This is a genomic window from Streptosporangium sp. DT93 (assembly GCF_049844535.1).
Classification (GTDB): Bacteria; Actinomycetota; Actinomycetes; order Streptosporangiales; family Streptosporangiaceae; genus Streptosporangium.
Genome location: NZ_JBNCLF010000035.1, coordinates 25994 through 40207, shown reverse-complemented (window position 1 = coordinate 40207; position 14214 = coordinate 25994). Strand labels below are relative to the sequence as shown.

General features: G+C 71.3%; 15 protein-coding genes. 10 read left to right on the top strand and 5 right to left on the bottom strand.

Features of this window, described 5'->3' with window-relative positions; all coding sequences use genetic code 11:
• Nucleotides 1-151 precede the first annotated feature (151 nt).
• Together ACLQ2R_RS38915 and ACLQ2R_RS38910 are read right to left on the bottom strand one after the other, a co-directional pair.
• Nucleotides 152-1510: a hypothetical protein gene (locus ACLQ2R_RS38915; protein ID WP_425966440.1), complete on the bottom strand. Its 1359-nt coding sequence runs from the start codon at nucleotides 1508-1510 to the stop codon at nucleotides 152-154.
• Nucleotides 1511-1867: 357 nt separating this feature from the next.
• Nucleotides 1868-3067, bottom strand: coding sequence for an NAD(P)-dependent malic enzyme (locus tag ACLQ2R_RS38910; RefSeq protein WP_425966439.1), 1200 nt, complete (start codon nucleotides 3065-3067; stop codon nucleotides 1868-1870).
• A 269-nt stretch (nucleotides 3068-3336) separates the two neighbouring features.
• On the opposite strand from ACLQ2R_RS38910, the gene ACLQ2R_RS38905 reads away from it, so the two are divergent.
• Nucleotides 3337-3867, top strand: coding sequence for a CGNR zinc finger domain-containing protein (locus tag ACLQ2R_RS38905; RefSeq protein ID WP_386247712.1), 531 nt, complete (start codon nucleotides 3337-3339; stop codon nucleotides 3865-3867).
• On the opposite strand, the gene ACLQ2R_RS38900 is transcribed toward ACLQ2R_RS38905, so the two are convergent.
• Nucleotides 3837-4166, bottom strand: coding sequence for a S24 family peptidase (locus tag ACLQ2R_RS38900; protein WP_386247714.1), 330 nt, complete (start codon nucleotides 4164-4166; stop codon nucleotides 3837-3839). The genes ACLQ2R_RS38905 and ACLQ2R_RS38900 overlap by 31 nt on opposite strands.
• 61 nt (nucleotides 4167-4227) lie before the next feature.
• On the opposite strand from ACLQ2R_RS38900, the gene sodN reads away from it, so the two are divergent.
• From sodN to ACLQ2R_RS38885, 3 genes are all read left to right on the top strand, one after another.
• Entirely contained in the window at nucleotides 4228-4629 is a 402-nt protein-coding gene (gene sodN / locus ACLQ2R_RS38895; RefSeq protein ID WP_386247717.1) for a superoxide dismutase, Ni, read from the top strand.
• Between the two features lie 373 nt (nucleotides 4630-5002).
• On the top strand, nucleotides 5003-5428 hold the full coding sequence (locus ACLQ2R_RS38890) for an anti-sigma factor (protein ID WP_386247720.1): 426 nt from the start codon (nucleotides 5003-5005) through the stop codon (nucleotides 5426-5428).
• Nucleotides 5429-5445: 17 nt separating this feature from the next.
• A complete protein-coding gene (locus tag ACLQ2R_RS38885; RefSeq protein WP_344893659.1) occupies nucleotides 5446-6225 on the top strand; it encodes an RNA polymerase sigma factor SigF in 780 nt (259 codons plus the stop codon).
• Nucleotides 6226-6445: 220 nt separating this feature from the next.
• Here ACLQ2R_RS38885 and ACLQ2R_RS38880 read toward each other — a convergent pair whose 3' ends face one another.
• The gene (locus ACLQ2R_RS38880; RefSeq protein WP_425966438.1) at nucleotides 6446-6844 is read right to left on the bottom strand and encodes a hypothetical protein; all 399 of its coding nucleotides are present in this window, start codon (nucleotides 6842-6844) and stop codon (nucleotides 6446-6448) included.
• A 78-nt stretch (nucleotides 6845-6922) separates the two neighbouring features.
• On the opposite strand from ACLQ2R_RS38880, the gene ACLQ2R_RS38875 reads away from it, so the two are divergent.
• Both ACLQ2R_RS38875 and ACLQ2R_RS38870 read left to right on the top strand, forming a co-directional pair.
• The gene (locus ACLQ2R_RS38875; protein WP_425966437.1) at nucleotides 6923-7882 is read left to right on the top strand and encodes a diacylglycerol/lipid kinase family protein; all 960 of its coding nucleotides are present in this window, start codon (nucleotides 6923-6925) and stop codon (nucleotides 7880-7882) included.
• 276 nt (nucleotides 7883-8158) lie between these two features.
• Entirely contained in the window at nucleotides 8159-8407 is a 249-nt protein-coding gene (locus ACLQ2R_RS38870) for a WhiB family transcriptional regulator (protein ID WP_362813605.1), read from the top strand.
• A 227-nt stretch (nucleotides 8408-8634) separates the two neighbouring features.
• On the opposite strand, the gene ACLQ2R_RS38865 is transcribed toward ACLQ2R_RS38870, so the two are convergent.
• The gene (locus ACLQ2R_RS38865) at nucleotides 8635-10098 is read right to left on the bottom strand and encodes a sensor histidine kinase (RefSeq protein WP_425966436.1); all 1464 of its coding nucleotides are present in this window, start codon (nucleotides 10096-10098) and stop codon (nucleotides 8635-8637) included.
• A 68-nt stretch (nucleotides 10099-10166) separates the two neighbouring features.
• Between ACLQ2R_RS38865 and ACLQ2R_RS38860 the strand changes: the two genes are divergently transcribed.
• From ACLQ2R_RS38860 to bioB, 4 genes are all read left to right on the top strand, one after another.
• Nucleotides 10167-11327 (top strand): 8-amino-7-oxononanoate synthase, encoded by a 1161-nt coding sequence (locus ACLQ2R_RS38860; RefSeq protein ID WP_425966435.1) that lies wholly within the window; start codon nucleotides 10167-10169, stop codon nucleotides 11325-11327.
• Nucleotides 11324-12043 carry a GntR family transcriptional regulator gene (locus ACLQ2R_RS38855; protein ID WP_425966434.1) on the top strand — a complete coding sequence of 240 codons (720 nt, stop codon included), beginning with the start codon at nucleotides 11324-11326 and terminating at the stop codon, nucleotides 12041-12043. Before ACLQ2R_RS38860 ends, ACLQ2R_RS38855 begins: the two co-directional genes overlap by 4 nt.
• A 193-nt stretch (nucleotides 12044-12236) precedes the next feature.
• Complete coding sequence (gene bioD, locus ACLQ2R_RS38850) at nucleotides 12237-12959, top strand: dethiobiotin synthase (RefSeq protein ID WP_425966433.1); 723 nt, start codon at nucleotides 12237-12239, stop codon at nucleotides 12957-12959.
• A 128-nt stretch (nucleotides 12960-13087) separates the two neighbouring features.
• Nucleotides 13088-14083: a biotin synthase BioB gene (gene bioB, locus ACLQ2R_RS38845; protein ID WP_425966432.1), complete on the top strand. Its 996-nt coding sequence runs from the start codon at nucleotides 13088-13090 to the stop codon at nucleotides 14081-14083.
• The last annotated feature ends 131 nt before the right edge of the window (nucleotides 14084-14214 follow it).

The window sequence follows — 14214 nt, the reverse complement described above, 5'->3', positions numbered from 1 at the left end:
GCTCACCGCACCACCAGCACCACAGCTTCACCTGAAGGGGCCCGGCAACCGCCGGGCCCCTTCAGCCGTTTCACACCCGGTGCCGTTTCACATCCGGTGCCGTTTCACATCCCGTGGAGGGCCGCGACCGGCTCGAAGACCACGGGAGCGCTCAGACCGGGCTCAGTTCCCTCACCCGTTCGTTCAGCTCGGCCACCGGTGGCTCTCCCGCGTGCGGGTCCAGCCGGCGCCGCAGGTCGGCGACGTAGGACCGGGTCCTGGCCGACCGCAGTCCCTCGGCCAGCTCCAGTGCCGACGAGGCGGCCGAGCACGCCTCCTCCAGTTCCCCCGAGGCCAGCAGCCCTGCCGACAGCAGCGACAGGTTGAACATCCGCCCGCGCACGTAGCGCCCGTCCATCTCCAGCGAGCGCCTGGCGTGCCGTACGGTCCCCGGCCCGTCCCCCAGGTCGCGGAAGCAGTGGGCGAACTTGGCCGACAGGTAGGCCTCGTCGAAGTAGGCGATCCAGCCCGGCGCGTCCCCGGTGCCACGGCGGTCGAAGGCCAGCTCGGCCTCGTGCAGGGACCTCGCGCACGCCGCGCGGTCGGCCAGCACGGCGTGCGCGTGCGCCTCCACCACGTGCGCCTCGGCCAGCAGGGCGAAGACGCCCGCGCGGCGGGCCGAGAGCTGGGCGGCCCTGGCCAGGTCGAGCGCGTGGGCGGGCTGCCCGACGTACACGGCCTGGTGGCTCAGCCCGGCGAGGATCTCGCCGCCGAGCCCGTGGTCGCCCGCGCCGCGCGCCAGGCGCAGCGCCTGGAGCAGGTACCGCTGGGCCAGGCCGTGCCGTTCCAGGTCGTAGGCCATCCAGCCGGCCAGCCGGGTCAGCTCGGCCGCGGCCGACGCCAGCGCCCTGCCGGTCCGTTCGCCGTAGGAGCCGTCGGCGAGCAGCGGAGCGACGGCCGTGTCCAGGTACCGTACGACCGCCGCGCGGACCCTGCCTCCGCCGAACCTGTTGTCCAGCTCGCCGAAGGACCGGGTGACCTCCCGGATCGCCGCGATGTCGTCCATGCCGACGCGCCGGGTGCCCCCTCCCTCGGGGCGGCCCTCCGGCGGAAGGGTCAGCCAGCGCAGTGCTCCCGCGGAGCCCGCTCCGATCGCGAAGGTGGAGTCGAGCAGGAACCTGCGCCGCTCCACGTCCGCTCGCCACAGTGCTGTCACGGTCGAGATTCCCTCCTGCCACGTGTGGGTCAGCTCCTGCCCGAGGTCGACAGGCGCCGGGACGGCCGGCAGGCCGAGGTCCTCGGGACTCACGGCCCTGCCGAGCCGGAGAGCGAAGATCTCGGCGAGCAGTCCGGGGACCGGTCCCCTGGGCCGCTGTCCCGCGAGCCAGCGCAGCACGGAGCTGTGGTCGTACCGCAGGCCGGGAAGGCCGCGGGCCGTACCGAGGTCGTTGAGCCCGCGGGCCAGCCCCTTGCGGGTGAAGCCCGCCTCGGCGATGAGCCGCTGGAGCAGTCGATTGGGTTCGCGTTCCATGGCCCTCCTGGTCCTGGGAACCGCCGGTGCGCCGACGGCACGCATGACCGCCCATGCGTGCATACGCTGACCGATGCACGTCTTACGCACATTGGTAACAGAGCGCTTTTTTTATAGCACAATCCGTGACGGGCGTCGGCGTTTCCAGGAAGCACGAACGCCCCCCGCCGGTCGGGCGGAGGGCGTTCGGGGCGGGATGCCTGGTGGGCGGGGCGTACGGCCGGCGCGCTCGCGGGAACCCCGCGTCCGGAGCCGTCGAGGACGACCTCGGAGGAGCCCGCGACCGGAGCGCGGCCGGTCGTCAAAGGCGGGCCATTGGAGGCGGGCCGTCAAAGACCGGTGGTCGGAGGCCGGTCGTCAGAGGCGGGCGACCCCGTCGGCGCGTGCCTGCGCGGAGACCGCGGCGATGACCGCCGGGGCGACGCGCTCGTCGAACGGGCTGGGGATCACGTGGTCGGCCGCCAGGTCGTCGCCGACCACCGCGGCCAGCGCCTCGGCGGCGGCCACCTTCATGTTCTCGGTGATCGTGGTGGCGCGCACGTCCATGGCGCCCCGGAACACGCCCGGGAAGGCCAGCACGTTGTTGATCTGGTTGGGGAAGTCGGAGCGGCCGGTGGCGACCACCCTGGCGTACCTGGCCGCGACCTCCGGCCGCACCTCGGGCGTGGGGTTGGAGAGCGCGAAGACGATCGAGTCGGGTGCCATCGAGGCGATGGCCTCCTCCGACACCGTCGAGCCCGACAGCCCGACGAACACGTCGGCCCCGGCCAGCGCCTCCTCGGTGGACCCGCGCAGGCCCGCCCTGTTGCTGTCGCGCGCCAGGGCCTGCTTGACCGGGTTGAGCCCGTCGCGGCCCTCGTGGACGATTCCCTTGGAGTCGGCCACCGCGATGTCGCCGACCCCGGCGTCGAGCAGGAACCTGCTGACCGCGATCCCGGAGGCCCCGGCACCGGCGACCACGACCCGCAGCTCGCCCAGCGACCGGCCGGTCAGCCGCGCCGCGTTCTTCAGCGCGGCCAGGGTGACGATCGCGGTGCCGTGCTGGTCGTCGTGGAAGACCGGGATGTCGAGGATCTCCCGCAGGCGCGCCTCGACCTCGAAGCAGCGGGGAGCGCTGATGTCCTCGAGGTTGATCCCCCCGAAGGAGGGGGCGAGCCGGACGACCGTCTCGACCAGTTCGTCCACGCCGGTGCAGTCGAGGCAGATGGGCACCGCGTCGACGCCCGCGAACTCCTTGAACAGCAGGGCCTTGCCCTCCATGACCGGCATGGCGGCGGCGGGCCCGATGTCCCCGAGGCCGAGCACCGCGGTGCCGTCGGAGACGACGGCGACCACGTTGGAGATCCAGGTGTAGTCCTTGGCCAGCTCGGGCTCGTCGGCGATCGCGCTGCAGACCCTGGCGACGCCCGGCGTGTAGGCGAGTGCCAGGTCACCGGCGTCCCGGACCGGGACGGTGGAACGGATCTCCATCTTGCCCCCGCGGTGCAGGGCGAAGGCCGGATCCAGATCGAGGGCTTCGAGGGCTTCGAGGGAAACGGAGGATGGCGTGACGGTCACAGCGACCCCTGTAGTTCAGTCAGGCAGACGGATGGTTCCTTCGGAGACGGCCGGAGGGAGCCTGGTCACGGGCTTCGGTAGCCGCTCGGGGCCTGCTCGCCGAACACGGTCGTCTGGAGGGGTACGGGGGTCACCCGTTGCTCGATTGTGCCACATGTTGAGACCCCGGCCACGGGGGAAATCCCGCACTTTCGCGGTCCCGCTGTTAACCTCACCCCATCGTGTAATACTCGAACTCCACCCCACCTCTTACATCGACGGATCCCCAGATGGACCTCACCTCCTACGCCGAGCTGGCCGTACTACTGATCAACAGCCCCGAGCGGCTGAGCGGTCTCGAAGGACTGCGGCTGCTCCTGGAAGAGGGCGGACGCTACCGCCCCGGTTGCCGCATCACCAGAAGCGACCTGGAGGCCCTGCGCGACCTGCGCGAGGAGCTCCTGATCGTGTTCGAGACCGCCGAGCTGGGTGACGAGGAGGCGGTGGTCGACCGGCTCAACTCGCTGCTGATCCACCACCCCGTCCAGCCGCAGATCTCCGGGCACGACGGCGAGCGCTGGCACCTGCACCTGACCGAGGGCGGCCGGATGGCCGACCAGTACGCGGTGGGCGCGGTGATGGGCCTCGCCACCATGATCACCGACCTCGGTGTCGACCGGCTCGGCCTCTGCCAGGCCTCCCCGTGCCGCAGGGCCTACCTGGACACCTCCTCCAACCGGTCGCGCCGCTACTGCTCGGAGCGGTGCGCCAGCCGCGCCAACGTCGCCGCCTACCGGGCCCGCCAGAAGGTCGGCCAGTAGCGCAGCACCACCCGGCCGACGATCCCCTCCGGCGCCAGCGCCCCGAAGTCCCAGCTGTCGCGCCGGCCCGCGGCCCGCTGGTTCTCGCTCTCCAGCCACCAGCCGTCGCCGTCGCGCCAGGCGGCCCGCTTGACGATGAGCGTCGCGGGGTCGGACGGCAGCCGGGCGACGACCAGGTCCCCGGGCCGGACGGCCGCGCCGCGGCGCACCCAGAGCCAGTCGCCGGGTCTCAGCACCGGCAGCATCGACTCTCCCTCGACGCGTACTCTCACGAGCGCATCCCCCTCCCGCGCGGGCATTCGGAGACGAGTAAGGTCGTTGAACGGACCATTCTGTACATGGCATCAAGGAAGGATTCCGATGCTCGCACGACTTCTGCGCCCCAAGCACATCGCGTCGGCCCATTGTGACCTGCCCTGCGGCGTTTACGACCCGGCTCAGGCCCGTATCGAGGCCGAGTCGGTCAAGGCCATCATGGAGAAGTACGCGGCCAACGAGGACCCGGCGTTCCGTACCCGCGCGCTGATCATCAAGGAGCAGCGGGCCGAGCTGGTCAAGCACCACCTGTGGGTGCTGTGGACCGACTACTTCAAGCCCCCGCACCTGGAGACCTACCCGCAGCTGCACCAGCTGTTCTGGGAGGCCACCAAGCTCGCCGGTGCGGGCGGCGGCAAGGGCTCGACCGACGTCGCCAAGGCCGACGAGCTGCTCGCCAAGATCGACGAAATCTCCAAGATCTTCTGGGAGACCAAGGCCGCCTAGCCTCCCCGGAGTGCCCCTTTCACACGGGCCCTCCCGTCCGGATCAAGGAACAGCCCCGCGCTCCCTTGATCCGGACAGGCCCCCCGCCACAAGACACCGGGGCTCCCCTGCCCCGCCAATTCTCCCAAAGGGACCCCCCGTGAGTCCGCGCCGGCGACTGGACCGAGGAGGGAGGAATCGTGAGGAACGAACGATTCCACCCGACGAGGGAAGGAGCCGGGTCTGAGCGGACTCACCGCGACGCGTCAGCGTCGCCATGAACACTGTCAACATCACCAATAAACGCCCTCAAATCGCCCTGATCGCGAGTCCAAGCGGGCCAACTGGCGCCTCAGGGCTGTAGGTTGCAGTCAGCGACTCTGCGAGGAGGAACGTGACCGAACACACCGAGGCACCCGCGGTCGGTATGGGCGGTATCCGTGACGTGGTGAGCGTCCGGCTACCGGCGGCGAGTGCCTATCTGTCCGTGCTGCGTACGGCCACGGCCGCGCTGGCGGTACGGCTGGACTTCACGCTGGACGAGATCGAGGATCTTCGGATCGCGGTCGACGAGGCGTGTGCGATGTTGCTCACCCAGGCCGTTCCCGGCACCGATCTGACCGCCGAGTTCGAGCTCACCGGCCAGCTGATGAAGGTACGCGTCGAGGTCGGCACGGTGGGGAACACCCCGCCGAAGCGTGACGATTTCGCGTGGATGGTTCTCACCGCCCTGGCCGATGACGTGGATGCCGTAACCGACTCCCCCGACCGTATGGCGATCGTCCTCCGCAAGCGCCGAGGCGCGGCGAGGCCGGCGTGACGGAAAGGACTCGTGCCATGGCCGCCAGCGACCACGCGGTGCCCGACCGGGTACGCGCGCGCCTGCTCTTCGCCGAGCTGGTGGAGTTGACCTCCGATGATCCGCGGCGCCAGCGCATCCGTGACGAGCTCGTCGAGCTCCACCTCCCCCTCGTCGAATACCTCGCCCGCCGGTTCCGCAACCGGGGCGAGTGGCTGGACGACCTCACCCAGGTCGCGACCATCGGTCTGATCAAGTCGATCGACCGCTTCGATCTCGGGCGGGGCGTGGAGTTCTCCACGTACGCGACCCCGACGATCGTGGGTGAGATCAAGCGTCACTTCCGCGACAAGGGCTGGGCGGTCCGCGTGCCGCGCCGCCTGCAGGAGCTCAAGCTCTCGCTCACCAAGGCGATCAGCGAGCTCTCCCAGCGGGAGGGGCGAGCGCCCACCGTGGCCGAGCTGGCCGCGTTCCTCAAGATGAGCGAGGAGGAGGTGCTCGAGGGTCTGGAGTCGGCCAACGCCTACTCCACGGTCTCCCTCGACGCCCCCGACTCCGGCGACGACGACGCGCCCGCGGTGGCCGACTCCCTGGGGATCGTGGACGACTCCCTGGAGGGCGTGGAGTACCGCGAGTCGCTCAAGCCGTTGCTGGAGCGGCTCCCGCCACGGGAGAAGCGCATCCTGCTGCTGAGGTTCTTCGGCAACATGACACAGTCCCAGATCGCCACCGAGCTCGGCATCTCGCAGATGCACGTGTCACGCCTGCTGGCCCGGACCCTCGCCCAGCTCCGCGAGGGCCTGACGGTGGACGACTGACCGCGGACGACACGACCGCGAACGGCACGACCACGGACGACGGCGACCGCGGCCGACCGGCCGTGAACGACGCGATCGCGGGGGCATCGGCCACGACGAGGCGACCGCCACCGGCCCTGACCTTCACAGGCACGGCCGGTGTGACGGAGACACCGTCGTCCCGTCGCGGACCCCGCCGACGGCCGGCGTCGGCGAACCTCGCCGATCACGCCGTGAACGCTCAGGAGGCGGACGACTGATCCTCGTCGCCGTAGAGCGCGTGCGTCGTCGGCGGGGAGAGCAGGGCCACGATCGCGATCAGGGCGAGACCGATCAGCGGAATTCCCATCGCCCCCTGGCCGGACTGGATCAGCGTGATCGAGAGCGGGATGGCGAAGATCTGCGTCAGCACGCCGGGGCTCCGCGTCCACCGCTCGGCCTTGAGCATCCCCCAGGCGACCCAGAGCAGGGCGGCTCCCACGAGGACGGCGAACGCGGCGACGGCGATGGAGCTCGTCACGTCCGACGGCCGGCCGATCACCGTCTCCACCCCGGCGTAGCCGCCGAGGAACACGGCGGTCGTGCCTTCCAGCGCCATCACGGCGGCGGCGAGGGTGAGGGTCATCGGGCGGTTCGGCACGAGGCCAACCCTATCGCCGGGTGGTGACGCCCGCTTCTTCGCCGTCCCGGCTGCTTTTCGGCGGATACGCTGGGTGTTATGCGCGCGATGCTCCTGGTGAATCCGAAAGCGACGACGACCACTCAGCGGACTCGGGACGTGCTGATCAGAGCACTGGGCGCGACGATGGACCTGACCGTCGAGGAGACCGGTTACCGGGGGCACGCGACCCAGCTCTCCCGGAACGCGCACGCCTCCGGCTTCGACGTGGTGGCCGTGCTCGGCGGGGACGGCACGATCAACGAGGTCGTGAACGGGCTGCTCGACCCGGTGGACGGCAAGGGCGGTGACCAGGGCGGCGCGGCGGACCGGCCGGCGCTGCTGGCGATCCCCGGCGGCAGCGCGAACGTCTTCGCCAGGGCTCTCGGGTTGCCGAACAACTCGGTCGAGGCCGTGGGAGTGATCCTGGAGGCGATCCGCGACGGCAGACGGCGGACCGTCGGGCTGGGTCAGGCGGTCTGGAACGAGCAGAGCAGGTTCTTCACGTTCTGTAGTGGCCTGGGCTACGACGCCGAGGTGATCAGGGCGGTCGAGGGGATGCGCGGCACCGGCCGCAAGGCGACGCCCGCGCGCTACGTGAACACCGCCCTGCACCACTACCTGTCGACCGACAAGCGCCGTCCCGCCATGTCCGTCGAGGGGCCCGACGTGCCGCCGACCGGCGGCATCTTCATGGCCGTGGTCTCCAACACCTCTCCCTGGTCGTACGTCGGCCCGCAGCCGGTCTCGCCGACCCCGTGGGCGAGTTTCGAGACGGGGCTGGACCTGCTGGGTCTGCAGCGGCTGGGCCTGCCATCGATGCTGCGGCTGATGCCCCAGATCATCGGCGATCGCGAGACGCTGCCGACGGGCCGTCACCTGGTGCAACTCCACGACGAGAAGGAGTTCACCCTGACCGCCGAACGACCGGTGGCGTTCCAGCTCGACGGTGACTACCTGGGCGAGGTCGAGCGGATCACCTTTCGCTCCTTCCCCTCCGCGTTACAAGTCCTGGTCTAACGGCTACAACCCGTCAGATGTGACGCATCCGACATCTATTTCCGGCAAAACGTTCTGCCAAAACTCTTGCGTGTACTGAGCGTGGCTGACAATCTCAGGAATGACGTCGGAACGTAGGACCTTTGAGTGCCACCTCGCTCTCCGGTCACCGGCGATCAAGCGGCAGCTCCCGGATCGGACCACGACCGGGGTGTCTTCCGCGCTGGTTAGTGAAACTCTTCACAAAGTGAGCCGCCGGAGCCGACGCAAGGGCTCCTCGTACGAAGGAGTGGACGCATGGACTGGCGCCACCGAGCCGCCTGCCGTGACGTGGATCCCGAGCTGTTCTTCCCGATCGGCAACACCGGCCCCGCCCTGATGCAGATCGAAGAAGCCAAGCAGGTCTGCCGTACGTGCAGCATCAGTGAAGCATGCCTGAAGTGGGCCCTCGAGTCGGGCCAGGACGCCGGAGTCTGGGGCGGCCTGAGCGAGGACGAGCGCCGCGCTTTCAAGCGCCGCAGCGCTCGCGCCCGGGCGCGAGTCTAAGGCGACGCTGCGCGTCGCGGTGAGTCCGCTCAGACCCGGCTCCTTCCCTCGTCGGGTGAAATCGTTCGTTCCTCACGATTCCTCCCTCCTCAGTCCAGTCGCCGGCGCGGACTCACGGGGAGTCCCCGGTAAAGGTCGCTGGGGCAGGGGTCTCGTGGCCGGCGAGATGTTGGCGCCGGTCGGCCGGCTGGCCGTGACCTCCCCTGTCCCGCCCGGGACGGCTCTCCTCAGAGGGCGGGCAGGGGGATGCTCAGGCTGACCTCGGTGCCGCCGCCCTCGCGGGGTTCGACGGCCAGCCGTCCGGACAGCTCGCTCACCACCAGGGTCCGTACGATCTGCAGGCCCAGGCTGGTGCTCCGGTCCAGGTCGAAGCCTTCGGGAAGCCCGCTGCCGTCGTCGGAGACGATCACGTCCAGCCGCTCGGTCCCGCGCGAGACGATCACCTGAAGCCTGCCCTGCCGCTGGGCGAGCCCGTGCTGGACGGCGTTCTGCAGCAGCTCGGTGAGGACCATCGCCAGCGGTGTGGCGATCTCCGAGCGCAGCACCCCGAACGTCCCGATGCGGTTCGGCACGACCTGGGTCTCCGGGGCCGCCACCTCCCCCGTCATGGCGATCACCCGGTCGGCGATGTCGTCGAAGTCGACCTGCTCCTCGGGTGTGTGCGAGAGAGTCTCGTGCACGATCGCGATCGACCCCACCCTGCGCACCGCCTCCTCCAGGGCCTCCCTGCCCTCCGGCAGTTGCATCCGCCTGGCCTGGAGGCGCAGCAGCGCGGCCACCGTCTGCAGGTTGTTCTTCACCCGGTGGTGGATCTCCTTGATGGTGGCGTCCTTGGTCATCAGCTCCCGCTCGCGGCGCCGCAGCTCGGTGACGTCCCTGATGAGGATGAGCGCGCCGATCCGGCCGCCGCCCACGACCAGCGGGATCGCGCGCAACTGCACCACCGTGCCGCCCGACTCCACCTCCGTCTCCCGGGGTTCCCGGCCGCTCGCGACGATCATCAGGTTCTCGTTGATGGGCTCGTCGGAGTAGCACAGGGTCGCGGTCGTACGGCCGAGCTCGGCGCCGACCAGGTCGGCGTTGAGGCCCAGCCTCCGGTAGGCCGACAGCGCGTTCGGCGAGGCGTACGTGACGCGGCCCGCCCGGTCCAGCCGCAGCAGCCCGTCCCCCACCCTCGGCGAGCGGACCAGGATCGGTTCGGCGCCGGAGAAGGGGAAGCGGCCCTCGGCCACCATCTGGGCCAGGTCGGAGGCGCTCTGCAGGTAGGTCAGCTCCAGACGCGAGGGGGTGCGCGCCGACGACAGGTTCGTCGAGCGCTGGATGACTCCCAGGAAATGGTCGGCCCGCCGTACCGGGATGGTCTCCTCCCGGACCGGGACCCCGCTCGACCAGTCGGGATCGCCCTCGCGGCAGATCCGCCGCTCGTTCCAGGCGGTCTCCAGCAGGGGGCGCTCCCCCTTGGCGGCCGTCATGCCCACGATGTCGTCGTGGTAGACGGTCGGCCCCGTGGTGGGCCGCATCTGCGCGATGGCGATCCAGCCGGACCCCTCCTTGAGGGGGATCCACAGGATGAGGTCGGCGAAGGACAGGTCCGCCAGGAGCTGCCAGTCGGAGACCAGCGAGTGCATCCACTCAAGATCGGCATCGTCGAGTGCGGTGTGACGAACCGCCAGGTCGCTTAGAGTCGGCACCCGTGCATCATGCGTTCTTTGCAGGCCCGAACGCGAATCGGGTGCGTCCGGCTGCAAGGATGCCGCCTATGGAGCAGACTCCCGATCCCCTGGCCAGGCTCCGCGCGGCGGCGGCCACCAGGCAGGCGGCGGGCCTGCGAAGGACCCTTCGCGCCCGTACGCCGGACGACGACGGGTTGCTCGACCTGGCCTCCAACGACTACCTCGGCCTGGCCAGGGACGAGCGCCTGGCCGAGGCCGCGGCGGACGCCGTCCGCACCTGGGGAACAGGTTCTACCGGCTCCCGTCTGGTCACGGGCTCCACGACCCTTCACGCGCGCCTGGAGGCGCGCCTGAGCGCCTTCTGCGGCTCGGCTGGCGCCCTGGTGTTCTCCTCCGGCTACCTGGCCAACCTGGCCGTCGTGGCGGCCCTGGGCAGGGACGCCCTGGTGGTCTCCGACGCGGGCAACCACGCGTCGATCGTGGACGCCTGCCGGCTGTCGCGCTCGCGGGTCGCGGTCGTCCCGCACGGCGACGCGACGGCGGTGGAACGTGTTCTGGCCGGGCGGGACGAGGAGCACGCGATCGTGGTCACCGACGCGGTCTTCTCGGTGGAGGGGGACCTGGCCCCGCTCGCGGAGCTGCGTGCCGCTACGGCGCGGCACGGGGCGATGCTGATCGTCGACGAGGCCCACTCCCTGGGGGTCGTCGGCGCACGCGGGCAGGGCGCGGCGCATGCCGCCGGGCTCGCCGCCGACCCCGGCGTTGTGAGAACGATCACACTGTCCAAGGCGCTGGGCTCGCAGGGCGGGGCCGTGCTCGGCGCCCCCGAGGTGATCCAGACCCTGATCGACACGGGGCGTTCCTTCATCTTCGACACCGGGCTGGCGCCGGGCAGCGTGGCCGCCGCGCTCGCCGCCGTCGGCATCCTCGGCGATCGGCCGGATCTGCCCTCCCTCGTCCGCGGCAGGGCACGGGAACTGGCCGCCATGGCGCGCGACCTCGGCCTGGAGACGGCCGAACCGTCCGGCGCGGTCGTCCCGGTGGTGCTCGGCCCGCCCGAGGTCGCGCTCCGGGCCGCCGCGGTCTGCGCGGAGCGCGGGGTGCGCGCCGGATGCTTCCGTCCCCCCTCGGTTCCGGAAGGCCGCTCTTGCCTGCGGTTGACCGCACGGGCCAATCTGAGTTCCGATGATCTAGCGGTGATCAGGGGTGCCCTCACCGCCGTGGCCGAGATGAAGGTGACCATGTGAGCGAGGACTCCCCGCGGATCCCGAAGTACTACGACGTCAAGCGCAGCCTGCTCACCCTCACCAAGAGCCTGCCCGCGGGCAGCGCCCTGCCGCCCGAGCGGGCGCTCGCGGTCCGCTTCGAGACCTCGCGCACCACCGTGCGCCAGGCCCTGTCCGAACTCGTGGTCGAGGGCCGTCTGGTACGCATCCAGGGCAAGGGGACCTTCGTCGCCCAGCCCAAGGTCGCCCAGGTCCTCCAGCTGACCTCCTACACCGGGGACCTGCGGACCGTCGGCCTGGAGCCGGACACCAAGATCCTGGACATCAGCTACGTCACCGCCGACGAGCCGCTGGCCCGCCGCCTGGCCATCAACGCCGGTGGCCGGGTGCTGCGCATCCACCGGCTGCGCCTGGCCAGCGGCGAGCCGATGTCGATCGACACCACCCACCTGTCGGCCCGGCGCTTCCCCCGCCTGCGGCGCGAGCTGGAGGTGCACTCCTCGCTGTACGAGACCCTCTACAACGCCTACAACGTGCGGCTGACGGACGCCGAGGAGATCATCGAGACCGTGCTGGCGACCCCGTACGACGCGCAGGTGCTCAGCGTGGACGCGGGCCTGCCGCTGCTCCTGCTGACCCGGCACGCCTTCGACGCGGACGGCAACCCGGTGGAGTGGGCCCAGTCGCTGTACCGGGGGGACCGCTACAAGTTCGTCACCCGCCTGCGCCGCCCCTGACCGTCCCCGATCCGACGCCACCCCGCCCGGACACCGCTCCTTACCGTCCTCGTCCGAACGCCACCCCTGACCGGTCCCCGGCCGGTCACCGTCCCCGACCGTCCCCGACCGTCCTCGTCCGGACACCGGCCTCGACCGGCTCCCGCCCCTGACCGGTCCCCGGCCGGATGCCGTCCCGCCTAAGGTGTGGCGGGTGAGCATTCTCGTGGTCACCGGGACCGACACCGGCGTGGGAAAGACCGTCGTCACCGCGGCGGTGGCCGCGCTCGCCAGGGAGCGGGACGCCTCCGTGGCGGTGGTGAAGCCCGCGCAGACCGGCGTGCCCGGCACCGGGATCGGCGACGTGGACGACGTCATCCGCCTCTCCGGGGTGTGCACCACCTTCGAGCTGGCCCGCTACCCGGCCGCGCTGTCCCCGGCGGCGGCGGCGCGCCTGTCCGGCCTGCCGGCGCTGTCGGTCGAGCGGGCCGCGGCCCGCATCCGGGAGCTGGCCGACTCGCACCGGCTGGTGGTCGTCGAGGGGGCCGGCGGGTTGCTCGTCCGCTTCGACGAGGAGGGGGCGACCCTGGCCGACCTGGCCCGGGCGCTCTCGGCGCCGGTGCTGCTGGTCACCCGGGCCGGGCTGGGCACGCTGAACCACACCGCGCTGACCCTGGAGGCGATGGCCCACCGCGGGCTGGAACCGGCCGGGGTGGTGATCGGCTCCTGGCCTGCCGACCCCGGCCCGGCCGAGCGCAGCAACGTCGCGGACCTGGAGATGCTGGGCGCCCGGCCGCTGGCGGGGGCCCTCCCGGAGGGGGCGGGGCTGCTGGAGCGCGACGCCTTCACCCGCGTGGCCCGCGCCGGGCTGGGCCCGGCGCTGGGCGGCGGCTTCGACCCCGCCGCCTTCCGTACCACCCTCAGGCTCTCCCCCTGATCCCCGCCCCCTGACCGTGTGCCCGGCCGGGTCACCCTCTCCCCGGCCGCGGACCCGGGCGGCCCGTCCTCCCCACCCCCGGGGACGGGCCCCGGAATCCCCACCATGGATCTCCCCGGAGGTAACCGATGAACGACATCCTCGACATCGCCCGCGCCCAGGTGCTCGGCGAGGGCCGCGGGCTCGACGCCGCGCAGGTCCTGCGCTGCCTGGAGCTGCCCGAGGACCGCCTGGCCGAGCTGCTGGCCCTGGCCCACGAGGTACGGATGACGTGGTGCGGCCCGGAGGTGGAGGTCGAGGGGATCGTCTCCCTCAAGACCGGCGGCTGCCCCGAGGACTGCCATTTCTGCTCCCAGTCGGGGCAGTTCTCCTCCCCGGTCCGCGCCGTCTGGCTGGACGTCCCCTCGCTGGTCGAGGCCGCCCGGGAGACGGCGGCCACCGGCGCCACCGAGTTCTGCATCGTGGCCGCCGTACGGGGGCCCGACCGGCGCCTGATGGACCAGGTGCGCCAGGGCGTGAAGGCGATCCGCGAGGCGGTCGACATCAACGTGGCGTGCTCGCTGGGGATGCTCACCCGCGACCAGGTCGGGGAGCTGGCCGGGATGGGCGTGCACCGCTACAACCACAACCTGGAGACCGCCAGGTCGCACTTCGGCCGGGTCGTCACCACCCACACCTGGCAGGAGCGCTGGGACACCTGCCTGATGGTGCGCGAGGCCGGGATGGAGCTGTGCTGCGGCGGCATCGTGGGCATGGGCGAGACGCCGCAGCAGCGGGCCGAGTTCGCCGGGCAGCTCGGCGAGCTGGAGCCCGACGAGGTCCCGCTGAACTTCCTCAACCCGCGTCCCGGCACGCCGTTCGCGTCCTACCCGCTGCTGGAGGGGTCCGAGGCGCTCCGGACGATCGCCGCCTTCCGGCTCGCGCTGCCGCGCACGATCCTGCGCTACGCCGGTGGCCGCGAGCTGACCCTGGGCGACCTGGGCACCCGCGAGGGAATGCTCGGCGGCATCAACGCGATCATCGTGGGCAACTACCTGACCACGCTGGGCCGTACGGCGGAGGCGGACCTGGACCTGCTGGCGGAGCTGAGGATGCCGATCAAGGCGCTGTCGCAGACCCTCTGAGGCCCGGCCCCCGCGCCCCCTCGCGGGTGTCCTCCCCCAGCACCGGCCGCATATTTCCGGACAGACGGGATAGATGCCGTCCGCATTAGGCGGGGGGTTCTGGGCAGGGGGAACATTCCCTGTCCGGCTAA